Below are 2012 nucleotides of genomic sequence, written 5' to 3'. Positions count from 1 at the left end.
TTTTTTCTTCACTATTTAATTTATTTACTTTTTCTTCAAATGCTTCAAAAATTGGAATGTAATTTTTTATTTCAAATGTTTCAAATATTTCATTTTCTTTTTTGTGTTCTATTTTTTTATTAGATATTCCTAAAATATTATTCAAGGAATCAATAACGTCTGCTTTGTCTGTAGAGTCATTTATTATGTTTATAAGTCCTTCAAAATCTTCGCTTTTATAAATTTCATTTATTAAATTTTGAGGAATAGTTGCAATAATTGGTTTTTTATGTTCATTTACCCTAGAGTAAATTGAAAATCTTTGTCTGTATCTCCAAGCAGTAGCTCTACTGAAGTTATTTATATCTAACCATTTTTCATAAACGCCATTTTCACTACCTTGTCCACCTAGTTTTTCATGCACATTAGTAAAAATTTCTCCTAGTAAAATAGCACTTTTGGCTTGAATACTAAACATTTTTATAGTTTGTTCTTTTAGAAAATTCCCAATTTCTTCTGTTGGAGAAATCTCTTTTATTAAGGAAAAATCAATAATATCTTTTAAATGTTCTTCAGGAATATTTGTAATTTCATTTTTAGGAGTTATTTTAACTTCATTTTTTAATCTGTCAGATAAATTCATCATTGTTAGATTAGTTTTTTTCATTTTATCTTTCCTCCAAGTTTCTTTTTTCAAGTTCTTTCATAATTTCAAAAATAATTTCTTGAACTTTCAGAGCTGTTTTATTGCTATACTCCCAAACAGTTTTTTTGTTGTAAAGCATTTGTTCAATAAATGATGATTTATCAATTGGAGTAGGTAAATGAATATTTATACCATTAAAATTTTCTATTAGAAGGTTTAAAAAATAATTTTGTACTTTAGTAGGTTCAAACTTATTGATAACAATTGATAAAATTTTATTTGGATCAATTTCTTTTGAAAGGTTCAAAACACCTTCCATAGTTACTTCATCACAATGAGTAGGAATTATAACGTAATCAGAATTTTCTAAAAATACATTATCAACTTTTAAAGTTGGAACAGAATCAATAATTATATAATCATATTCGTTTTTAACTTTTTGTAAATAACTAGGTAAAGTTTGAATAAATAGATTACCAAATGTACTTTTTTCTAAAGGTAAAAAATATAAATTTTCTCTTAATCTAAAATATTCTCCATTTCCTTTTGAAATTTCAGCTTTTAATCCATTATCAAAGTCTTTATTTCCTTTTAATAAGTAGTTGAAGATATTATTTTGAGAATCTGAAGTTAAAATTAAAATTCTTTTATTTGCTAAAGCAAGACCTGAAGCAAGTTGTGAAGTTAAAAATGTTTTTCCTACTCCACCTTTATTATTTTTTATAGTTATTATTTTTCCGTTTTTATTCATTGTTCATACCCTCCACGATAATATTATTGTTTTCAGTTGTTATTATAATATTTAGATTTGTAAAGTCTTTAGATAATTCTTTTGTTATGTTGATAGGCAAATATATTTTTTCAGTTAAATATACACTATCTTTATAATATTTTCTACCTCTAATAATTTTTGTATCTTTATTAAAGATAATTAATTTTCCATCTTCAATATTTTTATTTTCTTTATCTTCAGTAGTATTTGAAATTATTAGTTTATTATCTTTATATTCCAGGTGTATATCTTCTATATTGTCAAACCAACCAAGTTCTTTAGAGATACTAGAGGGTATAAGGATATACCCTCCAATAACTTTATTATAGCTCTTGCTTAAACTTATTTTTTTTATCATTTTTTTCCTTTCTTTAAAGAGTGAGTAAAAAATCTTCAAGTTCTCTTTCTGATTTAAAAATTAAATCTGAAAAAGTTTTTCTCACCCCATCATTTTCATAATCAATAGAAACTTTAATTTCTCCATTTTCATAGTGTTTTTTCATTATAATTTATCCTCCTACTTGATTTTTATAAGGATAAATGTTACAATATTTTTGCGAGAAATAGGTAACATTTACCTTATGTGAAGGGGCTACATTAAGTAGCTCCTTTTTC

3 protein-coding genes and 1 pseudogene are annotated in these 2012 nt (G+C 23.9%); all 4 read right to left on the bottom strand.

Translation table 11 applies throughout. The features are described from left to right. Window positions 1–646, bottom strand: a pseudogene (locus L988_RS08790) (hypothetical protein); the annotation flags it as partial. A gap of 1 nt (window position 647) precedes the next feature. Beyond that, a complete protein-coding gene (locus L988_RS08785) occupies window positions 648–1376 on the bottom strand; it encodes a ParA family protein (RefSeq protein WP_047383510.1) in 729 nt (242 codons plus the stop codon). Next, on the bottom strand, window positions 1369–1755 hold the full coding sequence (locus tag L988_RS08780; protein WP_047383508.1) for a hypothetical protein: 387 nt from the start codon (window positions 1753–1755) through the stop codon (window positions 1369–1371). The genes L988_RS08785 and L988_RS08780 overlap by 8 nt, the downstream gene beginning before the upstream one ends. Window positions 1756–1768: 13 nt before the next feature. After that, a complete protein-coding gene (locus L988_RS14040) occupies window positions 1769–1900 on the bottom strand; it encodes a hypothetical protein (protein ID WP_255359934.1) in 132 nt (43 codons plus the stop codon). Window positions 1901–2012 lie beyond the last annotated feature (112 nt).

This window comes from Cetobacterium sp. ZWU0022, assembly GCF_000800875.1.
GTDB lineage: Bacteria > Fusobacteriota > Fusobacteriia > Fusobacteriales > Fusobacteriaceae > Cetobacterium_A.
Note: the sequence above shows the minus strand (reverse complement) of the source record. Positions and strands in the feature narration are given on the sequence as shown.